Below are 14,051 nucleotides of genomic sequence, written 5' to 3' on the forward strand. Positions count from 1 at the left end.
TTGTTTCATAGCTGATTAACCGAGTTTTTTCGTATTTTTGCACCCATCATAAACGTTTCACGACACAATTTCGACATCATGCCAAGGATTCCAACCATCACCAAGAATCTGCTCATCATCAATATTCTGGCCTTTGTGGGCACACTGGCCACCAGACAGCAAGGCAGCGTTGACCTGAACGACCTCTTCGGGTTACACTTCTTCATGGCCTCCGACTTCCACGTGTTCCAGCTCGTCAGCTACATGTTCATGCACGCCGGATGGGAGCATCTCATCTTCAATATGTTCATGTTGTGGATGTTTGGCACCGTGGTGGAGCACACCTGGGGCAGCAGAAGATTTATTTTTTATTACATCTTCTGCGGTGTCGGAGCCGGCATTCTGCAAGAGGTGGCCCAGTTCGGCTGGGTGTATTACATGCTCTACGGCCAGCAACCACTGGGTATCGGCGAAGCCTTCAGCGTGATGCACCAACTGGCTTCACAGCTCAACGGCCTCACCACCGTGGGAGCCTCGGGGGCGCTCTACGCACTGCTGCTGGCCTTTGGAATGATGTTTCCCAACGAGAAAATGTTCATTATCCCCATCCCTGTCCCCATCAAAGCCAAGTGGATGGTCATTGGTTCCATTGCCGTTGAACTGACGCTGGGCCTGGCCATGCCGGGCGGAAAGGTGGCCCATCTGGCCCATTTGGGCGGCATGGTCTTCGGTTTCTTCCTCATCCGCTACTGGCAACGGCATCCGGGCAGCCAGGGCATGGGCATGGGCGGCACGGGCTTCTTCGACCAATTGCGCTCGCGTTGGGAACAGCATGCCGCCGGCCGCAGGAAGGGCAGCACGTCCGAGGGTAGCCGCCGGTCGGTCGGCGGCCATGCCCACAGGCAGTCCACGGGCAATGCCGACTGGGACTACAATTCCCGAAAGAAAGCCACACAGGAAGAGACCGACCGCATTCTGGACAAGATTCGCAAGAGCGGCTACGACAGTCTGACCCGCGAGGAGAAACAAACGCTCTTTGACCAGAGCAAGAAATGATTCGCAAACTCAAGACGGTCACCCTGCAAATGATGGGCGGCGCCAACGTGGCCACCGTGCTTATCATGCTGATGGTGGGTCACTCCGACCTGCTCAACCCCGTGTCGTTTCCCACTCTGAGCAATGCCGGACTGGCGTTTCCGCTGTTTCTCCTCTTCAACACGGCTTTCCTTGTCTTCTGGCTTCTCTTCAAGCCCAAGGGGGCGTGGATTCCATTCTTGGGTTTCATCCTATGTTACGGACCCGTGCGCCGCTACACGCCTGTCAACGTGAACCGCAAGCCACCCAAGGGATCCATCAAGGTTATATCGTACAACGTGTGGCTTTTTGCCGGGTGGGAAGACAGCGACACAGGCCCCAACCCCATTCTGGAATACCTGCGCGACCAGGATGCCGACATTGTTTGCCTGCAGGAATCGGGGGCCAACGAGGTGGGCCAGCAACAGATAGACTCCATGCTCAACCCCATCTATCAGTACCGCGACACGGCCATGCGCGACAAAGGCGACTGCATCAGCATCTTCAGCAAGTACCCCATCGTGGGCAAGGAGCACATCATCTACGCATCGGAGGGCAACCTGAGTGCGGCTTTCAAGCTGCGCATGGGTCGGGACACGGTGGTCGTCATCAACAATCATCTGGAAACCACGGGGTTGACCAACAAGGAAAAAGGCCGTTTCAGGAGTCTGCTCAAGGGCACGCTGAACGCCGACACCGCCGAGCAGACCTCGCGGCTGCTCATCCATAAACTGGGCAAGGCCACCGCCACGCGGGCTCCCGAGGCCGAGGCCGTAGCGCGCTACATCGACCTCCACCGCAACCTGCCCATGATTGTATGCGGCGACTTCAACGACGGCCCCATCTCCTACGCCCGCCGAACCATAGCCGACGGACTGACCGACTGCTATGTTGCCACTGGCAACGGCCCAGGAATCAGCTACCACTACAACGGGTTTCTGGTGCGCATAGACCATATTTTCTGCTCCAGCCACTTCAAACCCTATGGCTGCTACGTGGACAACAAAATCAAAAGTTCCGACCATTATCCCATCATCTGCTGGCTCGAAAAGCGCGTGAAACGCTAAAAACAAAAGCCTTTATGTAATAAAAAGGTGGATATTTTGCGTCGGACGTGGAAAAATGAGTACCTTTGCAGAATATAGTGAAACCATAGAAAACAATAAATAACCAACAAAATGCAAAACAAAGGAATTGTAATTGTAACCGCAGTCCTACTGACGCTTGCAAGCATCTTCTATTTGTCTTTCTCGTTCGCCACGCGATACTATGACGAACAAGCCGACAAACTGAAGGATCCCATTGCCCAGCAGGACTACAAGGACTCTGTAAAGTATCTGGGAATCTACAGCTACCAGAAGTGCCTCGAAACACAGATTGGACTGGGTCTTGACCTGAAAGGCGGCATGAACGTCATTCTCGAGATCTCCGTTCCCGACGTTGTGGAGACACTGGCCGACCACAAAACCGACCCCGCTTTCGTGAAATCGATGAACGAAGCCCGGCAGGAGCAGGAGGCTACACAGGGAAATTTCATCTCGCTCTTCATCAACGCTTATCATAAAAATGCCCCTGGCCACCGCTTGGCCGAGGTGTTTGCCACCCAGCAGCTACAGGGCAAGGTCTCGCCGACCAGCTCGGACAGCGAGGTGGAAAAGGTGCTCCGCTCGGAAGTGAGCGCCGCCATCGACAACTCGTTCAACGTAGTACGCACCCGTATCGACCAGTTCGGCGTGGTTCAGCCCAACATCCAAAAGGTGCAGGGAGCCGAAGGCCGCATCATGGTGGAGATGCCGGGCATCAAGGAACCCGAGCGCATGCGCAAGCTGTTGCAGGGCAGTGCCAACCTGGAATTCTGGGAAACCTACAACGCCGCCGAGGCCATACCCTATCTTCAACAGCTTGACAGCCGCCTGGCCAACGCCGACCAGGACACCGTTGCCACCAAGGACAGCACCAAGGCTGAGGCTCAGAAACCTGCCGTACAGGCAGCCAAGCCCAAGTTCCAGCTGAAGAATGATACCAAAAAGACCGTGGTGAAGACCACTCCCGACGACCAGCTCGCCCAGGCCAAGAAGCTGCATCCGCTGCTTGCCATGCTGCAAACCACAGGCGGACAGAGCCTGAGCCTGGTGGGATATGCCAGCGTCCGCGACACCGCTGCCATCAACAAGCTCATCTACGGCGACGTGGCCAAGCAGGTATTGCCCGCCGACATGCGGCTCCTTTGGAGTGCCAAGGCTGCCGACGGCATCTCTGCCAAGAACATTTTTGAGCTCCATGCCCTGAAAGTGACCACCACCAGCGGTCGTGCTCCGCTGGAGGGCGACGTGGTTACAGACGCCAAAGACCAGTTCAACAACCTTTCAGGCCAGCCCGAAGTAAGCATGACCATGAACTCGGAAGGGGCCCGACGCTGGGCCGAACTCACCAAAGCCAACGTGGGTAAAGCCATTGCCATCGTGCTCGACGGCGTGGTTTACTCCGCCCCTCGCGTGAATGGAGAGATCGATGGCGGCCAGTCTTCCATCTCCGGCAACTTCACCATCGAGGACACTAAAGACTTGGCCAACACTCTCAAGTCGGGCCGCATGCCTGCTCCCGCCCACATTGTGCAGGAAGAAGTAGTGGGTCCCACGCTCGGTGCGCAGTCCATTCAGCAGGGCATTGTGTCGTTCATTATTGCCTTCGTACTGCTGATTGTCTACATGCTTGCCATGTACAATATCATCCCCGGCCTCATTGCCGTGAGCGCTCTGCTCATCAACGTATTCTTCACGCTCGGCATTCTCACCTCGTTCCAGGCCGCCCTCACCATGTCGGGTATAGCTGGTATGGTGCTGTCGCTCGGTACGGCGGTCGACGCCAACGTGCTGATCTATGAGCGCATCAAGGAAGAGCTGCGTGCCGGCAAGGGCATGAAGCAGGCCGTGAGCGCAGGTTACAGCAATGCTTTCTCGGCCATTTTCGACTCCAACCTCACCAGCATCATCACCGGTGTCATCCTCTACGTCTTCGGTACAGGCCCCATCCGCGGCTTCGCCACCACCTGGATCATCGGTATTGTCTGCTCGTTCTTCAGTGCCGTCTACCTCACCCGTCTGGTCTATGAGTACAAACTGAGCAAGGACAAGTGGCTCAACCTGAAGTATTGGACCGCCATTTCCAAGAACATGATGCAGGGCACGAACGTGAAATTCATGTCAATGTACAAGAAAACATTCACGATTGCCATTGCTGCCGTCGTGGTTTTCGGCGCCAGCTTCCTTGTACGCGGCTTGGCCCAGAGCATCGACTTCACGGGTGGACGCAACTATGTCATCGCCTTTGAGCAGCCCACGCAACCCGAGCAGGTGCGCGACGTGCTCGCCAAGACGTTCCCCGGCTGCACCAGCAGTGCCCTCTCGCTGGGTACCGACAACAAGACCATCCGCATTTCGACCAACTACAAGATTGAGTCGAGCAGCCCCACCGTCGACGACGAGGCAGAGAACCTGCTGTTCAAGGGTCTCAAGGGTGCCGGCCTGGTGAGCCAGAAGAGCGTCGAAGCCTTCAAGAACCCCGACATTCGTCAGGGCGGATCCATCATCAGCTCGTCCAAGGTGGGCCCGTCCGTGGCCCGCGACGTGACCTATGGAGCCATCATCAGTGTGCTCATCGCCTTAGTGGCCATCTTCCTCTACATCCTGCTGCGCTTCCGCAACGTGGCTTTCTCGGTGGGTTCCACGGTGGCTCTGGCCCTCGACGCCCTCACCGTGATTGGCCTTTTCTCGCTGCTGCAAGGCCTCGTGCCTTTCTCGTTGGAGGTGGATCAGACATTCATCGGTGCCGTGCTGACGGTCATCGGCTACTCCATCAACGATAAAGTGGTGGTGTTCGACCGCATCCGCGAGAACCTGCGACTGCATCCCAAACAGGACATTCAGACCCTTTTCAACAACTCCATCAACCAAACGCTGGCCCGTACCATCAATACTTCGTTCTCGACGCTGATAGTATTGCTCTGCATCCTCTTCCTCGGCGGCAAGAGCATCCAGCCGTTTGCCTTTGCCATGACGATGGGCGTGGTGTCCGGCACACTGAGTTCCATCTTCATTGCCTCGCCCATTGCCTACCTCGTGATGGGTCGCAAGATTCAGGACCGACGCGTCCCGGACGGCGACGAAGCAGCTCTTGCAACGGCCCAGGCCTAAGCCTCGGCGGGTAAACACCCCGCCGGCTGGGTCCGACCAGCCCTTTCATCCAAAGACCATCCCTGCAGCCCTGGGCTGCAGGGATGGTCTTTTCATTTGTCATCCTGTCATCCATGCACACCTTGCCGTTGCTGTTCCTCGGCGGCCGGCCGGCCCCTGGCCCACTGTCCGCCGCCGCCCGCCCCAACGCCCGGCGCCATGCCGCCCTGCTGTTGCAGCTCCCAAAGGTTCGCAATACCTACCGGGCGCCGCGCCGCGACCTCCCATGACTGTGCCCTTTCCCCTGTTGTCCAAAAGCCCAATCCCGTCCAAAGATTGGGCTTTTTTGCTTTTTAGGGCCCCCTTAAAAGCATTTTTCTAAAATTGCGACACTAAAATTCCGAAATTGCGACGCTTTTACGGCACTTCCTGCCCTATTTTTGTAAACTTAAACATATGTAATCCTATAAACCGAAACAAGATGAAAAACGCTACGCACAACCTACGAGCGGCCCTCATGGCCGCCGTGCTCCTGGGCGCAACACACGCTTGGGGGCAGGATGCCGTGCCCGACAACACCTGGAAACAGGCACAGGCCATCGAGACTGGAACCGCCGTTCGCGGACAGTTGGGAGCCGACGGCGACACCCAAGACTGGTACAAAGTGACCCTGACCGACGACGGCGACCTCGACATTTCGGCAGCGGCACAGACCACCCTGCGGCTCGGCGGCACCGGCATGAACATCGCCAACGCCAACGGCGACGCGTTGGAATACCTCTATTATACCCATGACATGGACAACCACGACACCGACACCACCGTGGTCTTCACCATCAAGGGACTCGCCGCAGGAACCTATTATTTCGACATCAACCGCTACGCCGGCCACGGAGGCTACACGCTGACCACGAAGTTCACCCCCTGCACCCTTGCCAACGACACCGGAGAGCCCGGCAACGCCGACTGGAAGCATGCCGTGGAAGTGGAGCCAAACCAGACCCTCACCGGGCGAATGGGCTACAAGTTCCGAGAACAGGACAAGAAAGACTGGTACAAAGTGACCCTGACCGACGACGGCGACCTCGACATTTCGGCAGCGGCACAGACCACCCTGCGGCTCGGCGGCACCGGCATGAACATCGCCAACGCCAACGGCGACGCGCTGGACTACCTCTATTACACCCATGACATGGACAACCACGACACCGACACCACCGTGGTCTTCACCATCAAGGGACTCGCCGCAGGAACCTATTATTTCGACATCAACCGCTACGCCGGTCACGGAGGCTACACGCTGACCACGAAGTTCACCCCCTGCACCCTTGCCAACGACGCCGGGGAGCCCGACAACAACGACTGGAACGGGGCTGTGGAGACGGGTACCGACCAGACCCTCACCGGGCGAATGGGCTACAAGTTCCGAGAGCATGACGTGACAGACTGGTACAAAGTGACCCTGCCCGACGACGGCGACCTCGACATTTCGGCAGCGGCACAGACCTCCCTGCGGCTCGGCGGCACCGGCATGAACATCGCCAACGCCAACGGCGACGCGTTGGAATACCTCTATTATACCCATGACATGAATAACCACGACACCGACACCACCGTGGTCTTCACCATCAAGGGACTCGCCGCAGGAACCTATTATTTCGACATCAACCGCTACGACGGCTACGGCGGCTACACGCTGACCACGAAATTCACCCCCTGCACCCTTGCCAACGATGCCGGAGAGCCCGGCAACGCCGACTGGACGCATGCCGTGGAAGTGGCGTTCAACCAGACCCTCACCGGGCGAATGGGCTACAAGTTCCGAGAGCAGGACAAAAAAGACTGGTACAAAGTGACCCTGCCCGCCGATGGCGACCTCACCATTTCGGCAGCGGCACAGACCACCCTGCGGCTCGGCGGCACCGGCATGAACATCGCCAACGCCAACGGCGACGCGTTGGAATACCTCTATTATACCCATGACATGGACAACCACGACACCGACACCACCGTGGTCTTCACCATCAAGGGACTCGCCGCAGGAACCTATTATTTCGACATCAACCGCTACGCCGGCCACGGAGGCTACACACTGACCACGAAGTTTACCCCCTGCACCCTTGCCAACGATGCCGGAGAGCCCGGCAACGCCGACTGGAAGCATGCCGTGGAAGTGGAGCCAAACCAGACCCTCACCGGGCGAATGGGCTACAAGTTCCGAGAGCAGGACAAGAAAGACTGGTACAAAGTGACCCTGCCCGACGACGGCGACCTCGACATTTCGGCAGCGGCACAGACCTCCCTGCGGCTCGGCGGCACCGGCATGAACATCGCCAACGGCGACGCGCTGGACTACCTCTATTATACCCATGACATGGACAACCACGACACCGACACCACCGTGGTCTTCACCATCAAGGGACTCGCCGCAGGAACCTATTATTTCGACATCAACCGCTACGACGGCTACGGCGGCTACACGCTGACCACGAAATTCACCCCCTGCACCCTTGCCAACGATGCCGGAGAGCCCGGCAACGCCGACTGGACGCATGCCGTGGAAGTGGCGTTCAACCAGACCCTCACCGGGCGAATGGGCTACAAGTTCCGAGAGCAGGACAAAAAAGACTGGTACAAAGTGACCCTGCCCGCCGATGGCGACCTCACCATTTCGGCAGCGGCACAGACCACCCTGCGGCTCGGCGGCACCGGCATGAACATCGCCAACGGCGACGCGCTGGACTACCTCTATTACAACCACGACATGGACAACCACGACACCGACACCACCGTGGTCTTCACCATCGAGGGCCTCACCGCAGGCACCTATTATTTCGACATCAACCGCTACGACGGCTACGGCGGCTACACGCTGAACTGCCAGTTTGAGAAGAATCCCTATGACGAGGGCGCAGAAGACGCCGACGACTGGCAGCACGCCCGCGTGCTCGAACCGGGCAAACCGCTGCAGGCCACGCTGGGTTACGGCATCCGCAAGAAAGACACGGAAGACTGGTACGTCATCCGCAAGCCCCAGGATGCCGTGGGCTATGTGGAGATTGGCGTGGACACCCTCCACCTTTACGCGCTCAACATCGGTGTGGTACGCGTGCTGAAGCAAGCGGCCGGCAGCGAGCAGATGGTCCAAATAGCCTCGCAGCGCTTTGAACGCAGCGCCGGCGTGCTCAACTTCACGGCCGACGACGCTCAGGCCAACTACTACGTATGCGTGCCGCGCAGCTCCGGACAAGGCGGCTACCTCATCTGCAACGGCGTGCATCAGGCCGAGAAGGGCTCGCCCATCCGCGTCACCTTCACCGGACGCAACGCCGTGCGCAAGGGCGTGCCCACCGAATATCAAGTCACGGCCAAGAACGTCACGGGCGAACCAACCGGCAACTTCATGCTCTGCGCCGTGGCCAACAACGACGTGAAACTGCTCGGCGCCTACATCTACGACAACGGACGCCGCATCTACATGCCCATGGACAGCATCATGTACGACGGATCGCCCGTGGCCGCATTCTGGATTCCCAGCCTCGCTCCCTACGAACAGTGCGGCTTCACCATCGTGGCCGAGGGCGTGGGCGACATTTCCTATGCCAAGCCACAGCGCATTGTGGGCACCACGGTGGCCTTGGGCGTATGCGCACTCAGCTATGCCGTGACCAAAGCCATCACCAGCGACGCCGCCAAGGAGTTCATCGCCGAGGAGCTTGCCCTGCCCGACGACCAGAAACGAGAGCTCGCCCGCGCCAAGGGCCTCCCCTCCAACTACTACATCACCGAGCGCAAGGGCTTCAAACCCGACTTCTCCGCACGCAACGTCACCAAGACCATCATCACCGAAACCATGGACAAGGTGCCTGTGCTGAAGCCCATTGCCACGGCCGGTGGCCTGCTCGAGACGCTGAGCACCTTTGCCAGCACCATACGGCTGCGCTGGGAATACTGGTGTGCCGTGGAGACGGGACTCATCAATCCCAAGTCCAACATGAAGGTAACGGCCGGCCAGGTGGGCTGCACCGACATCGTGGCCTCCTTCGACCCCAACGAGATGGTGGGCCCGGCCGGTAGCGGCGAAGAGCACTACATCGCCGACACGCACACCGTGGACTACCGCATCCTCTTCGAGAACAAGGCCGAGGCCGGCGCACCGGCCTGGCGCGTTCGGGTGTTCGACGAGCTCGACGAGAACGTGTTCGACGTGAACAGCGTCAGCTTTGGGCCCACTTCACACGACCAGGGCTACAACTGGTCCATGACGCGCGAGGGCAATAAGCTCGTGTGGGACATCAAGGGCATCGAGCTGCCGCCCAACGTGAAGGCTCCCGAGGGCGAGGGCTACGTCAGCTTCTCGGTCAACCTCAAGCCGGGACTCGCCGACGGCACGCGCATTGCCAACAAGGCGACCATCATCTTCGACAAGAACCAACCAATCGAAACCAATACTTATGTCAACACACTCGATCTCACGGCTCCCGTGACGACCATGGGCGCGGCCACGTTTGCCAACGGCGACACGGCCATCAGCGTGAACTGCACGGCCGCCGACGCCGCCTCGGGCACCAGCAGTTACTACTACTACGTGTCCAGGAACGGCGGCGACTACAACCTCGCCGGCATCAGCAACAACGGGCGGTTCGCCTATCCTGTTCCGAAGGGCGACAAGGCCGACTACAGTTTCTATGCTCTCGCCGTAGACTGGGTGGGCAACACGGAGCAGACGGCCCCGATGTCTGTATCGACCACCACCGACGGCATCAGCCAGCTCGACCGTGACCGCACCGACGGCCCCGCCTACAACCTGTCCGGACAGCGCGTGGGCAAGAGCTATCGAGGCGTGGTCATCAGGAACGGCCGCAAGCACATCCAGCGGTAAGTCCCGGTACGCGCCCCGGTTCCCGCCGGCCACCGCCCTTGTCGGGCTTGGCCCCGGAGCCATCCTCTCCGCCTCCCCTCCCCCTCAACCGGGAGGGGAGGTTTCCGTTTCACCCCCCGATGACTTGTCGTTATGCCGATGCCCCACAGCCCGTATTCCACCACTGGGCCGGCCAAAACCGAGAAACGGCAAAATGAAAACAATGCCATCACGAAACAAAAACGCCGTGATCGTAAAATAAATACGGTGGAATCGCCCGACGTCTACGCCGTAAACGCACCGCGATAACGCCGCAAACATCCCACGAATACGCCGCAGTTATCTTATCCATGCAGCATATAGCAGCCTATAACAGCCTGAAATCTCTTATAAATACACCATCAAAAAAGGCGGATATGCCAAATCGCCATTTGACCTATCCGCCACGGTATCAGACTTACCATGAACAATCAAAATGTCGTCTGATAGAAAACTACAACCGAACTGGCCGGTAACACATAGTCCAGCTCGGTCTGGCCGCGCAGTCGCTGCGCGGCAGCTTGAATCTGTCGGCCGTCTGTGGGCAGCTCCTGCTGCACGTAGCGGTAGACCTCGAACGTGCCTTTCGGAGCCCGGCGGTTGGACAGCCGGATGTGCCGTGGGGTGGCATGGGCGTTGGCAAACACGTAGGTCCAGCGGCCGTCTGTGTTTTTCAAGGCCATGCCGGCATAGAACTCGTCGTTGGTCGGAATGGGGTACACCTCGGCGCCACTGCGGACAAAGCGCGTGAGCAGCGAGTAGGCGTAGTATTGCGGACGCACCTCATAGTCGGTGTGCAGGCCCTGATAGAGGGAGTCGCCCGCGTAAGCCCTCCATACACTCTTCCACAATCCCAGCTGCTGCATGGCGTTGTAGTCGCTCTGCCGACCGTAGTACTGGTCGAGCAGACTCCAGTAACTCAGCCCCGACGCCCCGGCCTGCAGGCAGTTGATGGCGATGCGGGCCAGCAGCACGCCCCGTTCGTAGAGGTTGATGTCGCGCTGGCGCGTGGAGCCTACGCACTGGTTTCCGCCAAACTCGCCGACGAAATGCGGCTTGCCCGCACGGCCGGCCAGCTGGCAATTTTCCCACTCCCAATGGTAGATGACGGAGTTGGGCGTGTCGTAGCCAAAGATGTAAGTGTGACTGTTGAACCCGTCGGCCACGTCGGCCAGCCCGCGGGTGCAGGCCTGCAGATACTTATGGGTGCCCATGCCGCCGTCGGAATTGTCGGCCAGACAGAAGTCCACCTTGTCGCGAATGCCGTCCTGACGAAAGCGGGCGTCGAGCACCCGGCACATCCGGATATAGGGATCGGGCGTAGACTTCCGGCCGTTATGGATGAAAGCCCAGTCGGGCTCGTTCACGGGCGTTATCTCCCGAATGCAGCTGTAGTGCCTGTCGTGCAGCAGATGCTGCACCAAGGCCGAGATGTTCTCGGCCCACTCCTCCAGATTGGTGGGTGCCACCACCCAGTCGCCGTCGTTGCCCTGCGCGAGAAAATGGTTGCGCTCGGCCCCCCACACCGTGAGGTTGACCTGTATGCCCAGCCGCTGCGCCAGGTCCAGCTCGGCATAGAGCGACTGCATCTCACGGCTCTCCCAGGTGAAGCCGGCGGCACGGATGTGGTGGGCATCGGCATCGTCGTTCTGCGGTTCGTACCACGACGGCAGCACCATGACGCGAAAACGCTGCACCTGCATTTCGGCCACGCGCCGACAGATGACGCTGTCCCAGTCTTCGGCCCGGCAGCCTTCACTGCGGGTGACGTTCTGCGAGAGGAAGTGCGGGTCGAATTCCACACCCATGCCCACCACCTTTTGAGGGTTGGGATCGGCCACGGCCAGCTGCGCGGGACGGGCCGCGGGATTGGCCGTATAGGTCAGAATGAGGCTGGAGCGCGGCTGCGGCAGCACAAGCCTCAGCCCACGGGCCAGCTGTGCACCGGTCTGCGTGAAGCTGCGGCGGGAGTCGCGGTCGGTCAGGGTGTAGGTGAGCCGGGGGTCGAGACCGCGCAGCCGCACCGTGCAGCTGCTGTCCGGGACACTGGCCCGGCGGAAAGCCACCACCACACCGTCCTGCCCCGACGGCCGGTTGAGCTCGTAGGCCAGCCAGATGCTGTCGCCCAGGACGCGGTCTGTGCCGGTGAGCGGATAATAGTCCTCGAAGTAGTAGGGGCGCAGCTCCTCGTATTCGTCCATGAGTTGGCGCACTTCCGTCAGGTTGAACTCCGGCTCCGTAATCTTCCAGTCGTAGACCACGGTGGTGCTCAGACTGGACCGCGACGAGAACTTGTCACTGCCCATGACGCCCGTGCCCGTCTGCGGCAGCCACAGGGCAAGGCCGAAAGTGTGGGTCTGGTAGCCCACGGGCTCGCCGTAGCGATAGTCCGTGCGCCAGAGCGGAGCGCTCCGTTGTATGGTCTCGAGGTCGAGCCGGCGGCCGCCCCCGGCACAGTTGTCGATGAAACCATGGGGATGGTGCTTCAGAATATTGTCCCAATAGGCATAGAGTCCCTCCACATAGTGGTTCTCGGTGACACCTTCACGGCCCGGCTCGTCGTTGGCAGCCCAGAACCCCGCCGGCTCTATGTTGTAGTCCTGGCGGTAGTGATCTATCCCGTTTTCGTCCATGAACCGGTTGATGTAGCGGCTCAGCCAGGCCACGGCCGCCGTGTCGCAGAGGTTGAAGAGATACGACTCGGTCTGCGGCCCACCATCGATCAGCCATGCCTTGGGCAGCTCCTTGCTCCACTGCGAGCCCTTGAAGATGCGCTCGGGCTCGAACCATACCATCAGTTCCGAGCCGATGGCATGCACGGCATCGCTCACGGGCTTGAGCCCGTTGGGGAACCGGTCGCGGTCGACCGTCCAGTTGCCCACCGTGTTGTACCAGTTGCAGCCCTCCTTGACGCGGGCCGACTCGGCATACCATCCGGCGTCGAGCCAGAACACTTTGGGAGCCAAGTTGAACTGCTTGTACCGTTGCACCAGGGCGATGGCATAGTCCTCGTCCAGGCAGGTGTATTCATTGCAGGGATAGGGGTCGCCATAATTGAAGCTCGTGGTCAGCGGATAACAGACCGGACGCCCGTCCACACGTGGCGTGAGACAGGACAGCACGAAGCGCCGCCACTGGTTCTGGCCGTCTACATGGTTCTCTCCTTGCCAGAACAACAGGCATGCACTCGACGACCGGATGCTCTCGCCCGGCTTCAGCCAAGTGTTCAGACGCTCAATGCCCGTCACCATGGACATGCAACCGGGAGCCGTGGAACGGAAGTCGGCCATCCATGTACCGGTCCACCCAATGGCGGCAATCACGCCTTGGCCACGGCCGGTGTCGAGGTTGAAAAACGGGAAGTTGCCCTGGCTCGACCGGCCGCCTACCGGCCGCAGCGAGAGCCCGGCATCGCCCGACAGCACGGTCTGGCGCGGCGCGAAGTCGTCGGGGTCGGCATTGCTGCCCTTGGCATAGTGGACGGTGAACGGCTGCCGCCCGCGGTTTTGCAGCGACAGGTCGGTGGTTTTCACCTGGGCTATGGGCTGCGACGGGCGTTGGCCGATATTGGTGAACCGCAACGTCCACATGACGGCCTGCTGCCGACGGTACAGCTTGACGTCGCAGTCCACCCGCAACGAGCGGTCGGGGGCGGTGTAGGTGTAGACCGTATTGGTCACATCGGACAATGGAGACATGCGCCGGCTGACCGTATAGGACCAGCCCTTGAGGAATGTGGCCGAGGCGCGCCCTCCGTAGGTGAACGAGAAGGGATGCTCGCCATGACGGGCAAAATGCGTTGCCGCCCACCGCCCCACGTCCATCCTCTCGCCCCGGAAGTCGATGGCCGTCTGCGCTTTCAGCAAAAACGGCATGACCAGACAGAAGCAGCATGCCAGAAATCGGTATAAACGGATAGTCTTCAT

5 protein-coding genes are annotated in these 14,051 nt (G+C 59.7%); 4 read left to right on the top strand and 1 reads right to left on the bottom strand.

Annotated features, from left to right (window positions below):
* Positions 1-78: 78 nt before the first annotated feature.
* The 4 genes from PREDE_RS06455 to PREDE_RS06475 all read left to right on the top strand — a co-directional run bounded on the left by PREDE_RS06455 (position 79) and on the right by PREDE_RS06475 (position 10,107).
* Positions 79-1,035: a rhomboid family intramembrane serine protease gene (locus tag PREDE_RS06455; protein WP_005845188.1), complete on the top strand. Its 957-nt coding sequence runs from the start codon at positions 79-81 to the stop codon at positions 1,033-1,035.
* Positions 1,032-2,120: an endonuclease/exonuclease/phosphatase family protein gene (locus PREDE_RS06460; protein WP_005845189.1), complete on the top strand. Its 1,089-nt coding sequence runs from the start codon at positions 1,032-1,034 to the stop codon at positions 2,118-2,120. The genes PREDE_RS06455 and PREDE_RS06460 overlap by 4 nt, the downstream gene beginning before the upstream one ends.
* Positions 2,121-2,231: 111 nt before the next feature.
* Entirely contained in the window at positions 2,232-5,246 is a 3,015-nt protein-coding gene (gene secDF / locus PREDE_RS06465; RefSeq protein ID WP_005845191.1) for a protein translocase subunit SecDF, read from the top strand.
* Between the two features lie 460 nt (positions 5,247-5,706).
* A complete protein-coding gene (locus tag PREDE_RS06475) occupies positions 5,707-10,107 on the top strand; it encodes a DUF7619 domain-containing protein (RefSeq protein WP_015298564.1) in 4,401 nt (1,466 codons plus the stop codon).
* 449 nt (positions 10,108-10,556) lie between these two features.
* Here the strand turns inward: PREDE_RS06475 and PREDE_RS06480 are convergent, their stop codons facing one another.
* Complete coding sequence (locus PREDE_RS06480; RefSeq protein WP_015298565.1) at positions 10,557-14,051, bottom strand: alpha-galactosidase; 3,495 nt, start codon at positions 14,049-14,051, stop codon at positions 10,557-10,559.

Origin of the sequence: Prevotella dentalis DSM 3688 (assembly GCF_000242335.1) — a bacterium.
In the GTDB taxonomy this organism is placed as follows: Bacteria; Bacteroidota; Bacteroidia; order Bacteroidales; family Bacteroidaceae; genus Prevotella; species Prevotella seregens.